A 20227-nucleotide genomic window follows, 5' to 3' on the forward strand; every position below is an offset into this window, starting at 1 on the left:
TGGGCAGGCCCACCGCGGCGGTAGGCAACTCCCCATGGGGTCATGCCATATTAGGCCAGACGGGGCCGGGCCAAAAGCGAAAAATATCGGGCGAAAAGATCAACCCGGTTCACCAATCAGGCGCCCGGGGCCACCCGCTGCAGGACCTGGAGGAACGGGGTGGCCTCCTGGAAACCCACCACCCGCAGGCCGGCGATTTCCTGGCCGGCGGCATCGAAGAAGATGATGCCGGGCGGACCGAACAGCTTGAAGCGCTGCAGCAGGGCCTTGTCGTCCTCGCTGTTGGCGGTGACGTCGGCCTGCAGCAGGGTGAAGCCGGCCAGCTTGGCCCGGACCTTGGGGTCGGCGAAGGTGAAGCGCTCCATTTCCTTGCAGGAGACGCACCAGTCCGCATAGAAATCCAGCATCACCGGCTTGCCCGCCGCCTTGACCCGGGCTTCCAGGTCGGCCACGGATTTTACCCGGACGAAGGGCAGGGCGGGAGCCTCGGCCCCGCCGCCCGCCGCCGCATTGGCCGCCACCACGCCCTTGAGGGGCTGCAGGGGGTCCCGGGAGCCGGCCGCCAGGCCCACCACCAGGGCGGCGCCGGCCAGCAGCATGACGATGCCGATGCCCTTCCAGAAGCGCTGCCAGCCCTTGGCCGTGGCCGGCAGGGGGTCCAGGGCGTGCATGAAGACGGCCGGCACGATCAGCAGCAGGGCCCAGCCGGCCATCACCAGGGCCGCCGGCAGCACCGGCGACACCAGCCACAGGGCGGTGCCGAGGAGGATGACGCCGAAGGCCTTCTTCACCGCTTCCATCCAGGGTCCGGACCGGGGCAGCAGGGTGGTGGCGGAGAGGCCCACCAGCAGCAGGGGCACGCCCATGCCCAGGGCCATGGCGAAAAGGGCGGCGCCGCCCAGCACCGCATCGCCGCTCTGGCCGATGTAGAGCAGGGCCCCGGCCAGGGGGGCGGCGACGCAGGGGCCGACGATCACCGCCGACAGGGCCCCCATGGCGAACACCGCCGCCAGGTGGCCGCCGTGCAGGTGGCTGGCCTCTTCCGACAGCTTGCTCTGCAGGAAGCTGGGCAACTGCAGCTCGTAGAAGCCGAACATGGAGAAGGACAGCACCACGAAGACGGCGGCGAAGGCGCCCAGCACCCAGGGATTCTGCAGGGCGGCGGAGAGCAGGGTGCCGGTGAGGCCGGCGACCACCCCCAGGGCGGCGTAGGTCACCGCCATGCCCAGCACGTAGGCCAGGGAGAGGAGGAAGCTCTTGCTGCGGGAAACGTGGTGCCCCTGGCCGACGATGATGCCGGAGAGGATGGGGATCATGGGGAAAACGCAGGGGGTCAGGGCCAGCAGCAGGCCGAAGCCGAAGAAGGTGGAGACGGCCAGCCAGAAGCCGGCGTTCTGCAGCAGGCCGGCGATATGGCCGCTCTCGTCGCCGGCGGCGTCGGGCACCGCGGCCGGGGCGCTGCCCGGGGCCGGCAGGGTGACGCTGAGCTTTTGTTCCTGGGGCGGGTAGCAGACCCCGGCATCGGCGCAGCCCTGAGCCGTCACCTTGAGGGTGATGGGGCCGGACTGGTTGGCGCTCAGCGGCAGGCGGATGGCCACGCTCTTGTAATAGACCTCCACGTCGCCGAAGTTGTCATCATGCTTCTGCTTGCCGGCGGGGAACACGGGGGTGCCCAGGGTGGCGCCCTCGGCGGCGAACCTGAACTTGTCCCGGTACAGGTAATAGCCCTTGGCGATGCTGTAGCGCACCTCCACGGTCTTGTCGTCCAGGGCCCGGGCTTCGGGCTTGAAGGCCACCAGGGGATCGAGGAATTCCTGGGCGGCCACGGGCAGGGCCAGGCCCAGCAGGATCAGGCACGGCAGCAGCCAGCGCCACAACGGGAAAATCAGGGAAGCAATCACGGCGTCACTCGGGGCGGGTCTCGGTCACGACCCAGTTGAGGTAATCGGGCAGCCCTTCGGCCACGGGCCAGGCAACGATCTCCGGCACGTCGTAGGGATGCAGTTCCAGCAGGCGGGCCCGCAGTTCGGGGAAGCGATCGGCGGCGGTCTTCAGCTGCAGGGGCGTCTCGGTGGCCATCTCCACCTTTCCCTGCCAGCGGTAGATGGAGGCGCAGGGCGCCAGCACGTTGGCGCAGGCCGCCAGACGGGCATCCACCAGGGCGGCGGCGAGGCGGGCGGCGGTTTCGCCGTCCGGGCAATTGGTCTGCACCAGCAGTACCGGGTTGGCTTTTTTGGAGGTGGTCATGGGGCCATCTTAGCCGAGAGCGGCGTTTCGCGTTTTGATCTGCCTGCGCCTGTCGCCATCTCAGCGCAGCAGGCGGCGCCGGGTCAGCACCAGGGCGACGAGGAAGGCGACGGCAGTGATGGCCAGCAGCACCGCCACGTGCAGCAGGGCATTGGCCGGCACCTGGCCCTGCAGCAGGGGCCGCACCAGTTGCACGGCGTGGGTCAGGGGCAGCGCCTCGGTCAGCCCCTGGACCAGGACCGGCAGCTGTTCCCGGGGGAAGAAGACGCCGGAAAGCAGCATGGTGGGGGTGATGAAGAGGGTGAAGTAGTACATGAAGAAATCGTAGGAGGGTGCCAGGGCATTGACGATCAGGCCCAGGGCGGCGAAGGCCAGGCCGGTGAGCAGGATCACCGGCAGCACTCCCAGGGCCAGGGGCGAATGGGAGAGGCCGAGGACGAAGATCACCGTGAGGATGGCGCAGCCGGAAAGGAGGCTCTTGGTGGCGGCCCAGATCAGCTCGCCCAGCATCACGTCCTCCAGTTCCAGGGGGGCGTTGAGCATGGCCTCCCAGGTCTTCTGCACGTGCATGCGGGAGAAGGCCGAATAGAGGGCTTCGAAGGTGGCTGCGTTCATGGTGCTGGCGCACACCGTGCCGGCGGCCAGGAAGGCCACGTAGGAGGTGCCGGCCACCTCCGGCAGCATGCTGCCCAGGCCGTAGCCCAGGCCCAGCATGTAGATCAGGGGGTCGGCCAGGTTGCCCAGGATGGAAGGCAGGGCCAGCTTGCGCCAGACCAGGAAATTGCGTTGCCACACGGGAAACCAGCGGGCGGAAAGGCGGGGCGGCGCGTAGAGGGAAGGGGAGGAAGTGGCGGCATTCATGGCGCCATTATCCGACCTTGGCGCCCGGAAGGTAAGTACCCCGGTCGGGGCGGGGCCGCCGACCGGGGGCAAACGGGCCTCGAACGGGCCTCAGCAGGCGCTGAAAACCGTCTCCGTGCCTTGGTCCCAGCCGTCCCAGAGGAAGTCGTCGGACTTGCCGTCGGCGATCAGGCGCAGGGCGTAGCGCACCTGCTCCTCGTAGAACTGGCAGAAGGCGCCGGTCTTCTCCATGCCGCCGTTCATCTCGTTGGCCTCCGCCGGGCAGGGACTGCCGCAGAAGTGGCGGATGGGGCAGGAAGCGCAGGGCTCGAACTTGTCCACGTCCCGCCCGGTGACTTCTTTGAAGGCCGGCGACTCCAGGGCGGCCGCCACGCCGTCGGTGAACAGGTTGCCGCCCTCGAAGGCCGGCAGGCCGATGAACTCGCTGCAGGGAAAGAGGCCGCCGTCCGCCGCCAGGGCGAAGAAGGCCCGGCCGCCGCCGCAGGGAGAGATGTCGCACATCAGGCGCCGCGCCGTGGGAGCCAGGATGGCCAGCAGGATGTTGGCGAAGTTGGCCACCACCAGCTTGCGCCCGGTCTCCCGGTAAAGCTCGTGGGTCCGCTCCAGGGCGGCGATGAAGGCCCGGGCGAAATCCCCGTCCGCCGGCTTGACCCCCCGGGCGCCGGAAAGGGTGCAGCGCACCGCATTCAACATGCAGGTGGGCACCTGGTGGCGGTGGAACAGCTCCACCATGTCCGTCAGGTGGGCCAGGTTTTCCGTGGTGCAGGTGGTGATGACGCTCCAGGAGCCGTAGCCCTGGAGCCGCTCCATGGCCCGCAGCACGTGCTGGTGCACCCCCTGGCCGGCCCAGGTGTGGCGGGTGGCGTTGGTGATGGGGGCGGTGGGACCGTCCAGGGAAAGGCCGATGCTGACGTTGCGCTGCATGAGGAAGTCGGCGGCGGCATCGGTGAGCAGGGTGCCGTTGGTCTGCACGCCGAAGGCGAAGTCGTCCTGGAACAGGTCGATGGCGGCGAACAGGGCCTCCCGGTTCATCAGGGGTTCGGCGCCGTGGAAGATGAGGCGGGGCTTGCGCGCCCCCTCGCCGCCGTCCATCACCGTGGCGAAGTATTCCTTCAGCCGCTGCAGGGCCCCCAGCAGCCGTTCCGCCGGCATATCGCTGCCGTGGCGGCGCAGGGTGTCGGGGATGTAGCAGTAGGTGCAGTCCAGGTTGCAGCGTTCCGTCGGGTTCACATAGACGCCGGAGGGCTTCAGCTCGAAGCGGAGGGCGTGGATTTCCTGGGCGAACTTCGCCGCCTGGGCCTGGAAGCGCTCGGCCAGCTCGCTGCCGCACAATTCCGTCTCCACCCGGTCCTTGTCCACCAGGGACCAGAAGGCGGTTTCCGGGTGCAGCAGGGCCACGTAGCGCTCATGGCCGATGTCGTAGGGCTGCAGCCGGCGCAGGTGGGGAGCCGGACCGTTCACTTGGCCGCCTTCCGGTCCATCAGGACGTAGTGGGAGAGGCCGATGCCGTCCGGGTTGCAGGACTTGCGGCTGGCGATGACCGGGGCCGGAGCGGCGGCCTGGGTGGGCTGGGTGGCAGCCTGCTGGGCAGTGGTGGCTTGGCTGGTAACTTGAGTGGTGGTTTTCATGGGGTCCTCCCGCGAAGGTATGAAAAAAAAGCAAAAGGGCTCCGGCGGCCTGTCTCGAAAGAAACATGCCGCCGGAGCCCTTTGCCTGGAACTCCACGACTTCCGCCCGTCTTCTGGCTTACGGATCGACCGGTCCTGCTACTGGGCTCCCCCTTCCCGCCGCATTTGCTGCGGCAGTGGGTGGCGTGGAAAAACTGCACCACGCCGTGGAACGACCGTCCCCGATTACAGCGGCGGGCCCGCCACGGAGTTGCACCGTGTTCCGAAAGCGGAAGCCGAATGGGGGCGGATTCTGGCCGCCGGCCCGGGGAGGGTCAAGGCCGACGGCAGCCGGATTTGATCCAGGTAAAGCGCCTCTGTCCGAGGTCGGATTTTTGCCCGGCAGCCCTGCGCTTGCCTCCTTTCCCTGCCCCCTTGCCCTTCCCCTTCAGCGTCCGCCTCCGGGCCCGCCGATGGCCCGCAGGGGCGCCGCCGGGCGCGGGACCTCGCCGCCCGCGGCGGACTCCGGCTTTCTCTGGGCAGCGCCGCAGATGCGCTCCGGGTCCAGCACCTGGAGGATTTTTTCCCTGTCCGGCTGGCGCGGCTTGATGATGGCCTGCACGTAGCCGGCGTCCTGGCGGATCATCTCCGGGATCGGCTCCAGGCGCTCGGCGTCGAATTCGGGCACGGCATAGAGATCGTCCACCAGCAGCCCCATGAGGCCGTCCCGCACCCGCACCACGACGATCTGGCTGTGGTTGTCCACCTCCTTGGCCGGGTAGTTGAGGAGGAAGCGCATATCCACCACCGGCACCAGGGTGCCGCTGTCGCCGCCACCGCTCTGGAAGCTGATGACGCCGCAAAGATAGCGGCGGGAGCCGCTCATGGGGGAAAGCCGGGCCGGGTCCACCGCCTCCAGCACTTCGGCCGCCGGCAGGCCATACACCTTGTCGCCGACGACGAAGGTGGCCAGCTCCACGCTCTGCCCGCCCCGGGCGTGCAGGTCGCCGTAGCTGCCTTCCAGCACCGCTGGGCGCCGCTCCCGGGGGGCTGCGGCGGCACTGCCATCGCCCACGGGGACGAACACCAGGGCCACCACGTCGTTGCTGTAATCGCCGCTGTTCTTGAATTCCCGGTAGCCGAAGGAGGCGGTGCTGCCGACGATCCAGGTGCGCCCGGCCAGCTGCACCACCCGGGAGCGGCCCTCGCCGTTGGCGGCGGCGAAGAGGCTCTTGTCTACCTCCAGCAGGCTTTCCGCCGGAAAGCGTTCGTCGGAGGAGGCGATGATGCGGCCGCTGCGCTCGGCGAAGACGGCGAAGGCCCCGGCCTGGGGCGGCAGGGAATCGGCCAGCATGGCGGCGAACTGGGGCGCTGCGTCGAAGACGATGCCGATGCCCCCCACCACCTTGGCCGGATCGTCGGGATGGCGGATGGCGGCGTTGTAGACGTAGGTGGGGCGGCCGCCGTAGAGCCAGCTCTTCTCGAAGGGGGAGACGCAGTAATGCTGGGTGCTGGGCAGGTAGAAGACGGACTGGACCCAGCCCGCATCCACCTTCTTGCCCACCAGGTTGAGGCTGTCGCCGTGCAGGTTGGAAGCGGCGACGATGGTGCCGGAAAGGTCGTACACGAAGAGCCGGGAATAGACGGTGTACAGGCTGTTGATGTATTCCAGGATGCCGGCCATGGCCTGGGCCTCCGCCTCGCCGGGACGGCCGGCGGCCATGCTGCGGCGCAGGGCCGAGGTGAGGGCCCACCAGCGGCAGTCGTTGGCCCGCTCGTAGAGGTTGCGGTCCATGATGTCGATCATCAGGCGGGAGATGAACTGCACGTCCTGCAGGCTGGAGGAGATGGCGGTCTGGTAGAGGTCGGCGATGGAGCGGGCGAAGAGGTCGCTGGTGCGGTCGCCGGTCTCGGAAATCTGCTGCAGCACGGATTTGAGCTTGAGCAGGTCGCCCCGCTTGTCGGCGGCCATGATCTGGCCGTTCCACACCACCCGGCGCAGGGAGAGGTTGATGCCCTCGGCTCCCCGGGCGATGTCGGCCAGGGCCGGGCAGAAGGTGTCGGCGTGGGCCAGCACGCCCTCCAGCACCTCCGCCGGCAGGCTCTCGGCGGCCTGGCCCAGGCCGGCTCGGAAGGCGGAGCTGACCGGCACCATGACATGGCCCACCCAGCCGGGCCCGACGTAGCCCTGGTAGCCCCGGGTGGGGCAGGTCCTGGCCAGGTATTCGCGGCCGCCCCAATCTACGATGCGGTAATCCGCATCCCGCACCTGCTCCAGGCGGCGGCCCAGGGGCACGTGGTCGGCATCGCTGGAGGCGATCACCGTGCCCTGGGCGTCCAGCAGCAGCATCACCGAACGGTCCTCCCGGCGACGCAGGTTGCGGAAGATGCTCTCCGTCTCGTCGGCAAAGCGGAAGCACAGGCACAGCACCCCCAGGGGCTCGCCGCTGTCGCCGTCGTCGATGCGCTGGGAGTAGATGAGGGCCCGCTCCAGACCGGGGCGCAGGTCGCTGGCGCGGAAGGTCTCCACATAGCCGTCGGTGTGCAGGGTCTGCTGCAGCAGGGGGTCCTGGGAGAAGAGCACGGGGCTGGCGCCGTCCAGGTGGGCGATGACCCGGCCATTGAGGTCCAGCACCAGGATTTCGTCGTACACCGTGTATTTGTCCCGGTACTCCTGCAGGCGGCGCAGGATGCGGGCCTTCTCCCCTTCCAGGGTCTCCTGGTCCGGCGCCTCCTTGCGCTGGCGGATGAAGTCGCGGATGTCCTCGTCCGTGGCCAGGAAACCCACGTCGGCAGTGCGCTCGTAGAGGTTGCGGATCAGGATGTCCACCGCCACCTGGGCCTTGGAGCCGATCTCCAGCACCACCTTGCGGATGTTCTCCTGCACCAGGTTCTCGATCAGCTGCCGCTCCAGGCGGCCGAATCCTTCCCGGGTGGCGCCCATGGTCGGCAGGATGGTCTTGGCCTCGGCCGGGCAGTTCATCTTGGCCGTGGCCTCGATCATGCCCCAGGTGAAATTGAGGTTCTCCAGCTGCTTTTCGCACTGGGCGACGCTGCGCATGAAGGGGATGAAGGCCTCCACCAGGCCCTGGTTGTCGTCGTGCATGGCACTCCTCCTAGGATGGCGCCGGCGGTGGGCGTGAGGGCCCCTGCCAGTCGGAATATGGGAGGTCGTGCGGTGGTGGTCGGGCCTTATGGGGAACGACAGGCAGCGGGCTGGCCCTGGGCCGCTGCCGGCGCCCGGGTCGATGCCCGGGTCATGGGTGGGGAGATTGTAGCGTGAAGCCCGGCTTTGCATAGCCCCCGGGAATTCCCGGGGCCGGAGGCGGCCCTCAGTCCCGCAGTTCGCGGCCGGTGAGCTTGATGAAGACGTCTTCCAGATTGGCCGCCCGGTGCACGTAGTGCAGGCCCGGGGCGGCGGTCAGGGCCTCCAGCAGGGATGCCGGCTCGCGGCAGTAGAAGAAGGCCGTCTCGCCGGAGATTTCGCAGCGGTCCGCCAGATGGCCGTGGCCTTCGGCCCAGGCCGGGGCGTTTTCGCCGTAAACCTCCACCACCTGGGGCTCGATGTGGCTGGCGATCAGCTCCCGGGGGCTGCCCTGGGTAATCAGGCGGCCGTGGTCGAGCACCGCCAGCTGGTGGCAGAGGCGCTCCGCCTCGTCCATGAAGTGGGTGGTGAGGATAAGGGTCTTGCCCCGGGCGGTGAGGGCCTTGAGGCGCTCCCAGATGAGGTGCCGGGCCTGGGGATCGAGGCCGGTGGTGGGCTCGTCGAGGAAGACGATGTCCGGGTCGTTGACCAACGCCCGGGCCAGGGTCAGGCGCCGCTTCATGCCGCCGGAGAGGCTCTTCAGGGGCGACTTTTCCTTGCCGCCGAGGCCGGCGAATTCCAGCAGCTCGGGAATACGGGCCAGCACCGTGGCGTCGCTGAGGCCGAAGTAGCGGCCGTACACCAGCAGGTTCTCGGCCACCGTGAAATCCGGGTCCAGGTTGTCGAACTGGGGCACCACACCGGTCCGCAGACGGGCTTCCCTGGCCGCCTGCGGCACGGGCAGGCCGTTCAGCCGCACCGCGCCGGACTCCGGGGCCGTGAGGCCGAGACAGCAGCGCAGGGTGGTGGTCTTGCCGGCGCCGTTGGGCCCGAGCAGGCCGAAGCAGGTGCCCGGCTCGACGGCAAAGGAGACGCCGTCCACGGCGGTGAAATCGCCGTAGCGCTTGACCAGGGATTCGACGATCAGAGGTTGCACAGGAGCCCTATCCATTTCTGTTTGAGCCCTGCCCGGGAAGGCAGGAGGGATGCCGTTCTCCGGCCAGGCAAGGCGGAGATGCCCGTCCTTGCTGGCTGCCACGGCATCGGTTGGTCAGTGTTTCCAGGCGCGGGTGATGATGTCTTTCAAGACGTGCAGGCGGCGGTGGAAGAAATGGTCCGCCCCCGCCACCACCACCACCGGCAGGTCCATGGGCTCGGCCCAGGCCAGCACGTTTTCCAAAGGCACCGTTTCGTCCTTGGAGCCGTGGATGACGATGGTGTCCGGTGCCACGGCGCTGGTGTTGTACTGGCGCGCGCCTTCGACGTGGCCGGAGGCGGTGCCCACCAGCACCAGGCGCTGGGCCGGGTGGCCGGCTTCGGCCAGGCGGGCGGCCACCTTGGCCTGGACGTAGGCACCGAAGGAGAAGCCGGCCAGCACCACGGGCAGGTGGCCGAAGCGCTCCTTCGCATAGTCCAGCACCGCCAGCATGTCATCGCTCTCGCCCTGGCCCTCGTCATGGCTGCCTTCGCTCTGGCCGACACCGCGGAAGTTGGGGCGCAGGGCGGCATAGCCCAGCTGCACCAGGGTGCGGGCCAGGGTCTGGGCCACCTTGTTGGTGTTGGCGCCGCCGAAGAGGGGATGGGGATGGCCGATGAGGGCGATGCCCTTGGGCGCCCCCGGGTTCTCCAGGATCACCTCGATCTTGCCGGCAGGACCGTCGAGCAGCAGCAGTTCGGGTTCGACGCGCATGGTCAGATCTTCAGGCGCTCGACGATGCGGCCGTGGAGCAGGTGTTCCTCCACGATCTCGTCGATGTCGGACCTGTCGAGGAAGGTGTACCAGGTCTCTTCCGGGTAGATCACCATCACCGGGCCGTTGTCGCAGCGGCCCAGGCAGCCGGCCTTGTTGATGCGCACCTGGCCGGGGCCGTTGCGCTTGGCGGCGGCCACCTTGTCCTTGGCGTAGGCCATCAGCTCGCTGGCCCCCAGGGCGTTGCAGCAGGTTTCGCCGTCGGGGCGCTGGTTGCAGCAGATGAAGGCGTGGTGTTGGTAGTAGCTCATGGGGCAGTCCGGTAGGGAAAAACGTCGGGATCGGATTATAGCCGCCGCCCCAGCAGCATCAGGTAGGGCAGGGCGACAAAGGGCCACAGGGCGGCCGTCAGACGGGTAAGACCGTTGAAATTGAAAAAGTGCCCCTGGCGCCAGGCGGCCAGGGCGGCGGCGGAATAGGGATTCTCCGGCGCCAGGTTCACCAGCACCGTGGCCGCCATCAGGGCCAGGCCGGCGAGGACGATGCGCCAGTTGGGCGGCAGCCAGGCCAGCACCGCCAGCACGATACCGCCCCACAACAGGCCCAGGCGCGCCCCCTCGCTCCACCAGATGAAGGCGTCGCCGGGACTGACCAGCACCGCCAGGGCCAGGGACTTCACCCCCAGGGCCGCCAGGATCAGCAGGGGCGGGCCGACCCAGGCCGGCCAGCGGGGCGCCAGCAGGGTGCGGGCGAAGAGGCCCAGGGCCACCACCGAGGCGCCGACGATGAGGGCCTCCACCAGCTGGAACACGGGCGGATCGAAAGGCACGGCCAGGGGCAGGCCCAGCAGGCTGCGCAGGTCGCCGCTGCCGAAGAGCAGGGTTTCCGGCGACAGCTGGGTCACCAGCCACAGGCCCAGCAGCACCGCCCCCAGTTCGGCATGGGGCAGGTCCGCCACCAGGCGGCCGTGCCAGTGGGTCAGGCGCAGGAACAGGCGCTCGCCGTGAAAGAAGGCGGCCAGGGCGCCGAGCAGGGCCCCCAGGGCATTGCAGGCCAGGTCCAGGTTGGAGGGGACCCGGCTGGGCAACCAGGTCTGCACCGACTCCAGGCCAAAGGAAAGGCCGCTGCCTAGCAGCACCGCCAGCAGGCTGGGCAGCAGGCGCGGCAGGACCGGCATGGGCAGGGCCAGGGCGAGGAGGAAGCCGAGGGGCAGGTACACCCCCACGTTCACCACCAGGTCGAAGGCTGTCCAGTAGCGGGGCCAGCCGGCCTCGAGGAAGGCGAAGGGGGACAGGCCCAGGTCGCGCCAGCCGGCGAAGGGGTGCAGGCTGGCGTAGATCACCAGCAGGACGTAGGCCAGGGCCAGGTAGCGGGCGAGGACGGTACCGGGGCGGGAGAACATGGCGGGGGACGGGCGGAGGGAAATCCGGAGGGCGTCGACGGGTTTTCAGTATGGCACAGGCGGGGACGGGGCGCCCCTCCGGCGCCGCCGCCCCGGCGACCTCAGCCGAGGAAGAGCTTGTAGGCCGGGTTGGCAGTCTCGTCCCAGTGGTGGTAGCCCAGCTCCTGGAGGAAGGTCTGGAACTCGCCCATCTCCGCCGGCGGCACCTGCATGCCCACCAGCACCCGGCCGTAGTCGGCGCCGTGGTTGCGGTAGTGGAAGAGGCTGATGTTCCAGCCGGAACTCATGCGGTTGAGGAAGTTCATCAGGGCGCCGGGCCGTTCCGGGAACTCGAAGCGGTACAGCAGCTCGTTCTCCACCTGGGGCGCATGGCCGCCGACCATGTGGCGCACGTGCAGCTTGCCCATTTCGTCGTCGGTCAGGTCCAGGGTGGCGTAGCCGTGCTTTTTCAGGCTCTCCACCAGCTTGGTGGATTCGGCCCGGTTGGCCACCTGCACGCCGACGAAGACGTGGGCTTCCCGCGCCTCGTGGAAGCGGTAGTTGAATTCGGTGATGTTGCGGCTGCCGATGAGGGAGACGAAGCGCTTGTAGGCACCGGGCTTCTCCGGCAGGGTCACGGCCAGCACCGCTTCCCGCTGCTCGCCCACCTCGGCCCGCTCGGCGACGAAGCGCAGGCGGTCGAAATTGGTATTGGCGCCGGAGGCCACGGCCACCAGGGACTTGTCCTTCAGCTTGTGCTGCTTGGCGTATTCCTTGGCGCCGGCGATGGCCAGGGCCCCGGAAGGCTCCAGGATGGAGCGGGTGTCCTCGAAGACGTCCTTGATGGCGGCGCAGATGGCGTCCGTATCCACCAGAATGATGTCGTCCAGGTATTCGCGGCAGACCCGGAAGGTTTCCTCGCCGACGAACTTCACCGCCGTGCCGTCGGCGAAGAGGCCCACGTTGTCCAGGCGCACCCGCTTGCCGGCGGCGATGGACTGCTTCATGGCGTCGGCGTCGAAGGTTTCCACGCCGATGACCTTGATCTCCGGCCGCACCGCCTTGATGTAGGCGGCCACGCCGGCCGCCAGGCCGCCGCCGCCGATGGCCACGAACACGGCGTGGATCGGCTTGCCGTGCTGGCGCAGGATTTCCATGCCGATGGTGCCCTGGCCGGCGATGACATAGGGGTCGTCGAAGGGGTGCACGAAAGTCAGCTTCTCGGCCTTCTCCAGCTCCACCGCATGGGCATAGGCCTCGTCGTAGGACTCGCCGGCCAGCACCACCTCGCCGCCCCGGGAAGCCACGGCCTGGACCTTGATCTGGGGCGTGGTGGTGGGCATGACGATGACCGCCCGGCAGCCGATCTTGGCGGCGGAAAGGGCCACGCCCTGGGCGTGGTTGCCGGCGGAGGCGCAGATGACGCCGCGCTGCAGCTGGGCCGGGGTGAGGTGGGCAATCTTGTTGTAGGCGCCGCGCAGCTTGAAGGAGAACACCGGCTGCATGTCCTCGCGCTTGAAATAGAAGCGGTTGCCGAGCCGGTGGGAGAGATTGGGCGCCAGTTCCAGGGGAGTCTCAACGGCGGCCTCATAGACCCGGGCGTTGAGGATTTTGGTCAGATAGTCGTGCTGCATGGGGAAGGTCGGATGCCGAGGGCGTAAAGCACGGCAGTGTACCCCCCGGGTGGGGGCAAGTCCATGAAGGGAAGGCGAAAGCCCCCGCCGGGACGGGGGCCGGCAGGCAGGGGCCGGGCAGGCTGCACCCGGCCCCGCAGGGTCAGAAGGATTTGTGTATCTGCAGCCCCAGGGTATGCATGGTCATGGCCCCGGAATTGTTGCTGTACTGGTAGCGCAGTCCCAGGGTCCAGGCGCTCTTGAAGACGAAGTCGCTGCCCAGGCCGAAAACCATGGTGTCCCGCTTCAGGGTGGTCGCCGCGATCTGGTAGGAGGGGCCGGACAGGTCGTCCGCATAGGCCATGCGCGCCCCTTCCGGATTCTCGAAGTCGTGCTGGTACTCGACCCGGAAATAGGGCCGGGCCAGGGTGGTCTCCAGCTCGACGCTGGTCTCGCCCCGCAGGCCGAAGGACAGCTTGGTCACCGGAGCCTTCTGGGAGAAGTAGGCCAGGTTGTAGATGCCGGCGCCGCTTTCCACCGCGGCATCGAGCCGGGTGGAGGCGATGTCGATGCGGCCGTAGGGCGACAGGATGTGGGCATCCTGCTGGAACTCGTAGGCGGCGCTGAGGGAGGCGAACCACTGCTTGCCGGTGCGCTGGCTGGTGGCGAAGGCGCCGGCGGCAGCGGAGTAGCGGCGCGACTCCAGGTCCAGCCGTCCCATGCCGATGAGGCCGTCGATGAAGGTGCCGGGCACGGGCTGGTAGCTGCCATAGACGATCACCGAGTAATCGTCGCCCACGTTGCGGGTGCCGTCGTTGCCGATCTTCTGCCGCTCATGGCCGAAGCCGACGCCCAGGCCCAGGATCAGGTTGTCGCCGAAGCGGCTGTCGGTGCCGAAGGAAATGCCGGAAGTGGTGAACTTGGCATCCGCATCGTCCAGGCGGCCGAAGGAGACATTGCCCGCACTCCACACATCGAAGCCGGTGTCCTGGAAGTTGCTGGCCTTGCTGGAAATGTTCAGGGTCGGCAGGCCGTGGCTGTTGGCCATCTGGCCCAGGGTGCTCAAGGCGGCGAAGGGATTGAAGCCGCTCTCCTGGCCGGGAGCCGGACCTGCCGTCACAACACCACCGGTGCCGGTAGCCGCATCACGACTACCGAGGTTGGTGACCGCCGTTCCTGTTGCGAGGCCGAAACCGCCGTTCTGATCGATATTTCCTGCAGACGACCCGCTGTTATTGCCCACGACAGCCAGGGCGGGCATCACCGACGGACGCCGGGCATTGGGACTGTCGAAGCCCCGGGGACGCTCCGGACGCAGGCGCACATGGAGGTTTTCCAGGCGGGACTGGAAATTGCTGATCTGGGTCAGGGAGAAGCGCTTGGCCACTTCCGCCTGGGCCCCGATGATGCCGACCACATTGGCGTCCTTGCTCGGATCGGGCCGGGTCATGACGCTGATGGTCACCGTCGCCGGAGCCGAAGTGCCGGTGGCGTTGGTGGCGGTATAGGTGAAGCTGTCGCTGCCCGAATAGCCTGCCGTCGGCGTATAGGTGATGCTGGCGCCGCTGGCCGTGGCCGTGCCGTGGCCGGGGGCCGTCACCACCGTCACCGTGGTGGCCGCGCCGCCCGAAACATTGAGGGGAATGGGATTGTTGCTGCTGTTGATGGGCACCGTCACCGTCACCGCCCCGGCCACGGGAGCGGCAGGATTGACGGTGATGGTCACCGTCGCCGGTGCCGAAGTGCCGGTGGCATTGGTGGCCCGGTAGGTGAAGCTGTCGCTGCCCGAATAACCGGTATGGGGCGTGTAGGTAATGCTGGTGCCGCTGGCCGTGGCCGTGCCGTGGGCTGCCGCCGTTGCCACGGAAACGCTGGTGGCGACGCCGCCGGTAATGTTGAGGGCGATGGGATTGGCGCCGCTGTTGAAGGCCACCGTGGCGCTCACCGCATTGGCTACCGGTGCCGCGGCAGAAACGGTGATGGTAACGGTGGCAGCCGCCGAAGTACCGGTGGCGTTGGTGGCGGTGTAAGTGAAGCTGTCGCTGCCGGTATAGCCCACCGTCGGCGTATAGGTGATGCTGGTGCCGCTGGCCGTGGCCGTGCCATGGCTGGCCCCGCTGGCCACCGCCACGCTGGTGGCGGCGCCGCCGCTGATGCTGAGGGGAATGGCGTTGTTGCTGCTGTTGAAGGCCACCGTCACCGATACCGCATTGGCCACCGGTGCCTGGGGATTGACGGTGATGCTCACCGTCGCCGCCGCCGAGGTGCCGCCGGCGTTGGTGGCCGTATAGGTGAAGCTGTCGCTGCCCGAATAGCCGCTGGTCGGCGTATAGGTGATGCTGGTGCCGCTGGCCGTGGCTACGCCGTGACTGGCGGCACCGGCCACGGCCACACTGGTCGCCGCACCGCCGGTGATGTTGAGGGTCACCGGATTGGCCGCGCTGTTGTAGGAAACGGTAAGGGATACCGCATTGGCCACCGGCGCCTGGGGATTGACGGTGATGCTCACCGTCGCCGCTGCCGAAGTGCCGGTCGCATTGGTGGCCGTATAGGTGAAGCTGTCGCTGCCCGAATAGCCGGCGGTGGGGGAGTAGGTGATGCTGGTGCCGCTGGCCGTGGCCGTGCCGTGGCTGGCCCCGCTGGCCACCGCCACGCTGGTGGCGACACCGCCGGTGATGTTGAGGGTGATGGCGTTGTTGCTGCTGTTGTAGGCCACCGTGGCGCTCACCGCATTGGCCACCGGCGCCAGGGGATTGACGGTAATGGTCACCGTTGCCGCGGCCGAGGTGCCGGTCGCATTGGTGGCCGTATAGGTGAAGCTGTCCGAACCCACATAGCCAGGGGTGGGGGTGTAGGTGATGCTGGTACCGCTGGCCGTGGCCGTGCCGTGGCTGGCGGCACTGGCCACCGCCACGCTGGTGGCGGCGCCGCCGGTGATGTTGAGGGTGATGGCGTTGTTGCTGCTGTTGTAGGCCACCGTGGCGCTCACCGCATTGGCCACCGGCGCCTGGGGGTTGACGGTGATGCTCACCGTCGCCGGTGCCGAGGTGCCGCTGGCGTTGGTGGCCGTATAGGTGAAGCTGTCGCTGCCCGAATAGCCGGCGGTGGGGGTATAGGTGATGCTGGTGCCGCTGGCCGTGGCCGTGCCGTGGCTGGCGGCACTGGCCACCGTCACGCTGGTGGCGGCGCCGCCGGTGATGTTGAGGGTGATGGCGTTGTTGCTGCTGTTGTAGGCCACCGTGGCGCTCACCGCATTGGCCACCGGCAGGGGCGGATTGACCGTCAGGGTATAGGCCTGGCTGGTGGAGTACTGGGTGCCGCCGCTGCTGTCCGTGGCGGTGACGGTGAAGGAAAAGTTGCCCTCCACCGTCGGGGTGCCCGAGAGCACGCCCCCGCTGCTCAGGGTCAGGCCCGCGGGCAGGCTGCCGGCAGTGATGCTGTAGGTGTAGGGCGAGGTGCCGCCGCTGGTGCTGAAGGTCTGGCTGTAGGCACTGCCCCGGGAGGCAGCCGTCAGGGCCCCGGCCGCGGGCGACAGGGACAGGGTAGGCGCACCGATGGTCAGGGAAATGGTACTGCTGGTGCCGCTGTAGGGCCCGCTGCCGGTACTGGAGTCCTGGGCGCTGACCGTGAAGGTGTAGGTGCCGGCTGCCGTCGGCGTGCCGCTGACGGTGCCGCCCGAGCCCAGGCTCAGGCCGGGCGGCAGGCTGCCGCTGGCCAGGGTGAAGCTGCCATAGGGCGCAGTACCGCCGCTGCCGCTGAGCGACTGGCTGTAGGCCACCCCCACGGTGCCGCCGGTCAGGGAGGTCGGCGTAAACGAGAGGGTGGGAGCGCCGATGGTCAGGGAAATGGTGCTGCTGGTGGCGGAGTAGGGACCGCTGCCGGTACTGCTGTCCGTCCCCTGCACAGTGAAGGTAAAGGTGCCGCCCGCCGTCGGCGTGCCCGAGACGACCCCGCCGGAACTCAGGGACAGCCCGGCAGGCAGGGCTCCGGTCTTGACGATGTAGCTGCCGTAAGGGGCCGTGCCGCCGCTGCCGCTGATGCTCTGGCTGTAGGCGCTGCCGACGGTACCGGCCGTCAGGGTGGTGGGAGAGAAGCTGATGGTGGGTGCTGCCACCGTCACCGAATAGGCCTTGCTGCCGGTAGCGCTGGCCGTGTCGGTGGCCGTGATGGTGAAGTTGAATGCACCGCCCGCCGTCGGCGTACCGGTGAGTGCCCCGGTGCTGGCGTTAAGGCTGAGGCCGGCCGGCAGACTGCCGGTAGTGACCGCGTAACTGTACGTACCGTTGCCGCCGCTGGCGCTGATGGTCTGGCTGTAGGTGCTGCCGACCGTGGGATTGGTCAGGGAAGCGGGCGACAGGCTCAGGGGAGCCGAATAGGCAGCAACCGTCAGGTCGTCGAAGGCGAAATTGAACGGTTCGGTAGCCGAGTTGTTGGTGACCCTCACCTCGTCCACATTGGTCATGTTGCTCAGGTTATGGAGCACGAAGGTGTTGCCCGGAGTGACATTCACCGTTTCCGTCGGCCCAGCGACACTGTTGCGATAACCGGTAAAGGTGAAACTGGTCATTCCCACGCCATAGGCCAATATCTTGACGGAGGTAATGTTGAAGCGATCGGTACCATTGGCCGACTTGATGATGGCATCGCCGCCGGTGGAGGTCGAAGTGATGGCATCCCCACTGCGGTTGGTCGCCACCGTGTTCAAGTCATCGTAGATGTAATACAGCCATTGACCGGTAAACCTTAGGCCGTTGTAATCGGAACTCACATCGGAGTAGGTCGAGTGGGTGTTTGCCGCCCCGAAATCGATGGTACCGCCATTGATCGTGCCGTAGGCAGGCAGTGCCAGGGCCAGCAACAGGAGCAACAGCCCACGGAAAAGTCTGAGTCCCGCAACAAGGGAAGAAAACAGGGGATTCAGGCAATTCGGTTTCATACGCATATCCAGAGTGCTTCAGTAATCGCAACGGGGTACAGAAAGGGCAGAGCCATACATGGATGGCTCTGCCAGTTGATGACATCAGGGACGGAGGGGGTAGTCGGCACCGTTGACGCAAATGCAGAAGTTCAGCGTCAAATAGGGTTGCAGGTTGCTGTGGGGACCGCTGCTACCGACCGGCGCCAGGGCGGAAACCATCACCGCATTGGGCGCAGAACCGGCATAGGTATTCACGGCAGTCACCCGGGGTGGCGTACCCTTGACCCCCTTGGCCAGATAGGCGCCGGCGGGAGCAAGGGCGCTGGCATTGGCGCCCTCCGCCACGACCGAGTGCGTGTGGTCCGGCACCTGAGCGACGGTGAGTGTCTCGCTGTAGGTGCCGACGGCCTGGGGTACGCTGCGGGGCGTCAGGCCCGGTCCCGCACCGCTGCCCATCACGGTCCGCCCCTGCAGCTTCGGCAGGTTGAATACCGTGGTGTTGCCGCCGTAGAGGTTGCCGATGACGGAGAAAAGGACCTGGGCCTGCACGGCATTGACGCCTGTTCCATCGCAGAAGGCCCAGTCCACTGGAGGATAGTTGAAGGCGAAGGCGCGGATTTCGCCGTAGTACGGATCAGCCATGGTGTTCTCCTTGGATGTTCAACTTCTGGTGGGCCAAAGGCCCTGGGTGGCAATGCAGAAATTGACAGCCAGGGTCGGCTGCATGTTGTTGTGCGCCAGGCTCTGGCCCGCCGTTGCAATGACGCCGGCAGCCATATAGGCAGCCGGAACAGGGGCATCTGCATAGATATTGGTGTTCTCTGCCGCCAGGGCGGGGAGGGCTCCTGCCGGATTGTTGGTGGTGGCAGTCGCCGTGCTGCAGCTGACGCTGTGGCTATGGGGCGGCACCTGGGCGGTGGTCAGCGCTACAGCTTCCAGGCCACCCGCATTGCCAGCCACAAACGTGCCCACGTTGGGCACAACGCCCTGGCAAAGGGGCACGCGACCACGCAGGTCCGGCAAATTGAAGGTATTGACGCCATCCCCGCCGTAGGCAACACCGATCAGGGCAAACAGGGCGTTGTTCTGCCGAATCTGCATGACCGTGCCGTCGCACAGATGCCAGCCCTGGGGTATGACGCCGAAGGCGAAGGGGCGGATTTCTCCGAGAAATGGATCCATGGTGTTGTCTCCTTATCCCGCAGTCGGGTAGATGCCGCTGAGGGCGATGATGAAATTGATGCAGGTGGTGGGCATCATGTTGTTGTGGGGCAGACCGCCGCCGCCGGCGGGACTGACCATCGCCGGGTTCATGTTGGCGGCGGCAGTCGTCGTCTGGCTGTAGAGGTTGCTGGCAGCGGTTCCCGGCAGCTTGCCGGCCGGGGCGTTGGTGGTCCCGGGGCCGCCGGCGGGCATGGGATGGGTATGGGCCGGCAGGTTGTTCTGGTTCAGGGCCACCATCTCACTCCCTACCGAGTTGCCCAGGGCTCTGGGCGTCAGGCTCTGCCCCGTGCCGGCAATCACGCCGGTACCCGTGCTCATGGGTGCCCGGCCGCGCAGGTCGGGCAAGGCAAAGTTGTTGCTGCCGTTACCGCCGTAGGTCGTCCCCAACAGGGAGAACAACGCTTCATTCCCGGATATCGGAAGTGTGGCCCCATTGCATAGGGCCCATCCTTGCGGGGCATAGTCCCCGGCAAACATGCGAATTTCTCCTAGATAGCCTTCCACGATCGTTTCTCCTCAGGCGGATGTTCTCAGGCGGGAAAAGACCGCCTGATAGCGAACCTCCCCGGCCCCGCCGCCCATCACGGGACCGAGAAAAATGGGGACGTTGCCCTGGGACGGATGGGCCAGCAGATGGGTACCCTGGGGCAGGACCCGGTCCGGCGCTCCCGAGAACATCAGGACAAAGCCTTCAATCGTCGGCGAGCGGAGCGCTGCCACGGACACCAGCTGCAGCCACAGGGGCTCGCCGCCATCCGCCGGGGAAAAGGCCAGCGTCGCTCCCTGGAGCGCCTGGTAGTCGGCCAAGCCGAGCAGGGGGGTACTCACGATGCCCCCCCCTGGTGCTGAGGCAGCCTGGTCATGTAGAGATAGACCCCCCGGTCCACCACCTCCTGGAAGCCGAGACGGCGGTAGAAGTCCAGGACGGGATTGTTTTTTTCCACATGCAGCCCGAGGAAGCGGCCACCTGTCTCCGCCTCTGCTATCAGGGTCCGCAGCAGCCGGCCACCGATGCCCCGACATCGGAATTCCTCCAGTAGGGCGATATCGATGACACGGATCTCGTCGTCGCGGCGATCCACATACAGGCGTCCGACCGGCTCGTCCTCCAGCAGCACCAGATCAAAGGAGGGGTTCTGGTAGGCCACCATGTACTGGTCGTGCTGAAAACCGAACTGCTGCCGCAGGAATGCCTCCCACTGGACCGGGGCCCAGTCGAGCAGCTGCCGCTCCGCTTCCCGGGTGGAGGCATAGATGCGGAACAGCAACTCCCGGTCCCCCGCCTCGATGGGACGCAACGCCAGCCGGAGAGGGCGCTCCTCACAGGAACTGCCGCAGGAGGAATCGGTACAGGAAAGGGACATGGGCAAGCCGGTTCACTC

At 67.5% G+C, this 20227-nt stretch carries 17 protein-coding genes and 1 riboswitch; all 17 genes read right to left on the reverse strand.

Annotation, left to right across the window (positions count from 1 at the left end):
- Positions 1-116 precede the first annotated feature (116 nt).
- On the reverse strand, positions 117-1901 hold the full coding sequence (locus tag AC3QLZ_RS10470) for a protein-disulfide reductase DsbD (RefSeq protein ID WP_014235828.1): 1785 nt from the start codon (positions 1899-1901) through the stop codon (positions 117-119).
- Between the two features lie 4 nt (positions 1902-1905).
- Positions 1906-2247: a divalent-cation tolerance protein CutA gene (gene cutA / locus AC3QLZ_RS10475; protein ID WP_014235829.1), complete on the reverse strand. Its 342-nt coding sequence runs from the start codon at positions 2245-2247 to the stop codon at positions 1906-1908.
- 60 nt (positions 2248-2307) lie between these two features.
- Positions 2308-3108: an ABC transporter permease gene (locus AC3QLZ_RS10480; RefSeq protein WP_014235830.1), complete on the reverse strand. Its 801-nt coding sequence runs from the start codon at positions 3106-3108 to the stop codon at positions 2308-2310.
- Positions 3109-3198: 90 nt separating this feature from the next.
- Entirely contained in the window at positions 3199-4569 is a 1371-nt protein-coding gene (gene cbpB / locus AC3QLZ_RS10485; protein ID WP_014235831.1) for a peptide-modifying radical SAM enzyme CbpB, read from the reverse strand.
- Positions 4566-4736, reverse strand: a complete 171-nt coding sequence (gene cbpA / locus AC3QLZ_RS10490; protein WP_014235832.1) for a modified peptide precursor CbpA — start codon at positions 4734-4736, stop codon at positions 4566-4568. The genes cbpB and cbpA overlap by 4 nt, the downstream gene beginning before the upstream one ends.
- A gap of 87 nt (positions 4737-4823) precedes the next feature.
- Positions 4824-5024, reverse strand: a riboswitch (cobalamin riboswitch).
- 139 nt (positions 5025-5163) lie between these two features.
- The gene (locus tag AC3QLZ_RS10495) at positions 5164-7821 is read right to left on the reverse strand and encodes a chemotaxis protein CheW (RefSeq protein WP_014235833.1); all 2658 of its coding nucleotides are present in this window, start codon (positions 7819-7821) and stop codon (positions 5164-5166) included.
- Positions 7822-8047: 226 nt separating this feature from the next.
- A complete protein-coding gene (locus AC3QLZ_RS10500; RefSeq protein WP_232058791.1) occupies positions 8048-8956 on the reverse strand; it encodes an ATP-binding cassette domain-containing protein in 909 nt (302 codons plus the stop codon).
- Between the two features lie 114 nt (positions 8957-9070).
- Positions 9071-9709: an alpha/beta hydrolase gene (locus tag AC3QLZ_RS10505; RefSeq protein ID WP_014235835.1), complete on the reverse strand. Its 639-nt coding sequence runs from the start codon at positions 9707-9709 to the stop codon at positions 9071-9073.
- Positions 9710-9711: 2 nt separating this feature from the next.
- Complete coding sequence (locus tag AC3QLZ_RS10510) at positions 9712-10020, reverse strand: (2Fe-2S) ferredoxin domain-containing protein (RefSeq protein ID WP_014235836.1); 309 nt, start codon at positions 10018-10020, stop codon at positions 9712-9714.
- Positions 10021-10055: 35 nt separating this feature from the next.
- The gene (locus AC3QLZ_RS10515) at positions 10056-11111 is read right to left on the reverse strand and encodes a VanZ family protein (RefSeq protein WP_014235837.1); all 1056 of its coding nucleotides are present in this window, start codon (positions 11109-11111) and stop codon (positions 10056-10058) included.
- 101 nt (positions 11112-11212) lie between these two features.
- Positions 11213-12724 (reverse strand): threonine ammonia-lyase, biosynthetic, encoded by a 1512-nt coding sequence (gene ilvA, locus AC3QLZ_RS10520; RefSeq protein WP_014235838.1) that lies wholly within the window; start codon positions 12722-12724, stop codon positions 11213-11215.
- A 142-nt stretch (positions 12725-12866) separates the two neighbouring features.
- Positions 12867-17570: an Ig-like domain-containing protein gene (locus AC3QLZ_RS10525; protein ID WP_162097129.1), complete on the reverse strand. Its 4704-nt coding sequence runs from the start codon at positions 17568-17570 to the stop codon at positions 12867-12869.
- 153 nt (positions 17571-17723) lie between these two features.
- Entirely contained in the window at positions 17724-18263 is a 540-nt protein-coding gene (locus AC3QLZ_RS10530) for a phage tail protein (protein ID WP_014235840.1), read from the reverse strand.
- A gap of 18 nt (positions 18264-18281) precedes the next feature.
- Positions 18282-18803 carry a phage tail protein gene (locus AC3QLZ_RS10535; RefSeq protein WP_014235841.1) on the reverse strand — a complete coding sequence of 174 codons (522 nt, stop codon included), beginning with the start codon at positions 18801-18803 and terminating at the stop codon, positions 18282-18284.
- A gap of 12 nt (positions 18804-18815) precedes the next feature.
- The gene (locus AC3QLZ_RS10540; RefSeq protein WP_202945985.1) at positions 18816-19322 is read right to left on the reverse strand and encodes a phage tail protein; all 507 of its coding nucleotides are present in this window, start codon (positions 19320-19322) and stop codon (positions 18816-18818) included.
- 39 nt (positions 19323-19361) lie between these two features.
- Positions 19362-19673, reverse strand: coding sequence for a DUF6916 family protein (locus AC3QLZ_RS10545; protein WP_014235843.1), 312 nt, complete (start codon positions 19671-19673; stop codon positions 19362-19364).
- Positions 19670-20209 carry a GNAT family N-acetyltransferase gene (locus tag AC3QLZ_RS10550; RefSeq protein ID WP_014235844.1) on the reverse strand — a complete coding sequence of 180 codons (540 nt, stop codon included), beginning with the start codon at positions 20207-20209 and terminating at the stop codon, positions 19670-19672. Before AC3QLZ_RS10550 ends, AC3QLZ_RS10545 begins: the two co-directional genes overlap by 4 nt.
- Positions 20210-20227 lie beyond the last annotated feature (18 nt).

It is taken from the genome of Azospira sp. MPR-LB4 (genome assembly GCF_058809525.1).

Coding starts and splice junctions, on each gene's coding strand:
- cutA (WP_014235829.1), bottom strand. CDS start 2,247: ATGACCACCTCCAAAAAAGCCAACCCGGTACTGCTGGTGCAGACCAAT.
- AC3QLZ_RS10480 (WP_014235830.1), bottom strand. CDS start 3,108: ATGAATGCCGCCACTTCCTCCCCTTCCCTCTACGCGCCGCCCCGCCTT.
- cbpA (WP_014235832.1), bottom strand. CDS start 4,736: ATGAAAACCACCACTCAAGTTACCAGCCAAGCCACCACTGCCCAGCAG.
- AC3QLZ_RS10495 (WP_014235833.1), bottom strand. CDS start 7,821: ATGCACGACGACAACCAGGGCCTGGTGGAGGCCTTCATCCCCTTCATG.
- AC3QLZ_RS10505 (WP_014235835.1), bottom strand. CDS start 9,709: ATGCGCGTCGAACCCGAACTGCTGCTGCTCGACGGTCCTGCCGGCAAG.
- AC3QLZ_RS10510 (WP_014235836.1), bottom strand. CDS start 10,020: ATGAGCTACTACCAACACCACGCCTTCATCTGCTGCAACCAGCGCCCC.
- AC3QLZ_RS10515 (WP_014235837.1), bottom strand. CDS start 11,111: ATGTTCTCCCGCCCCGGTACCGTCCTCGCCCGCTACCTGGCCCTGGCC.
- ilvA (WP_014235838.1), bottom strand. CDS start 12,724: ATGCAGCACGACTATCTGACCAAAATCCTCAACGCCCGGGTCTATGAG.
- AC3QLZ_RS10530 (WP_014235840.1), bottom strand. CDS start 18,263: ATGGCTGATCCGTACTACGGCGAAATCCGCGCCTTCGCCTTCAACTAT.
- AC3QLZ_RS10535 (WP_014235841.1), bottom strand. CDS start 18,803: ATGGATCCATTTCTCGGAGAAATCCGCCCCTTCGCCTTCGGCGTCATA.
- AC3QLZ_RS10540 (WP_202945985.1), bottom strand. CDS start 19,322: ATGTTTGCCGGGGACTATGCCCCGCAAGGATGGGCCCTATGCAATGGG.
- AC3QLZ_RS10550 (WP_014235844.1), bottom strand. CDS start 20,209: ATGTCCCTTTCCTGTACCGATTCCTCCTGCGGCAGTTCCTGTGAGGAG.